This is a genomic window from Paraburkholderia humisilvae, from assembly GCF_902859855.1.
GTDB classification, from domain to species: Bacteria; Pseudomonadota; Gammaproteobacteria; order Burkholderiales; family Burkholderiaceae; genus Paraburkholderia; species Paraburkholderia humisilvae.
Genome location: NZ_CADIKH010000477.1, coordinates 1 through 587, shown reverse-complemented (window position 1 = coordinate 587; position 587 = coordinate 1). Strand labels below are relative to the sequence as shown.

Genomic DNA, 587 nt, shown 5'->3' with positions numbered 1-587 from the left:
GGCGCAACAGCCTGTGTGGGCACCTTCTTCAGCATGAAAAGCTCCTTTTCTGGACAGCTGTTTTACAGCAAATCTGTGTCCAGAAAAATCCGGGCCGCGGCAGGATCAAGCCTGAATAACCACGAAACGCTGAAACGCTTCATCACCTGCGGTATTCTGACTTACCTTCCCTCCCGCCCGAAGGGGCCTCGCAAAACGCCGTTTCGCGGCGGACACGCCCGCTTGTACGTGACGGGCTTCCGAGTGGCCGTCTGGTGCAACCACAGCGTCGGGTTCTCTGGGCTTGGCCAGGACGCCGGTGTGCGACTTCGGACTTATTTAAGCTGTTGATCGTGTCGGCGAGCGCGTTGCCGCAGGAGTCGCCAATGCTGCTTGCTGATGGTTGCACGCCAGCGCTCAACAGACGCTGCGTGTGGTATCGGGGCGCGTGACGCGGATGATGAATTAGACCGGGCGCCGGCGGGCGATAGTGCGGTATCTATTGAGTTTCCCATAAAACATGACAACCGATTCGATGCTGGCGCGTTATATCTCTAACGGATTGAATGGAGATACGCGCCATGGCAAAGAAGCCGTTGGACGAGGCA

1 protein-coding gene is annotated in these 587 nt (G+C 57.6%); it reads left to right on the top strand.

Features of this window, described 5'->3' with window-relative positions; all coding sequences use genetic code 11:
• Positions 1-330, top strand: a 330-nt coding sequence (locus tag HV796_RS43925) for a hypothetical protein (protein WP_217478280.1), incomplete at its 5' end; no start/stop codon positions are given.
• Positions 331-587 lie beyond the last annotated feature (257 nt).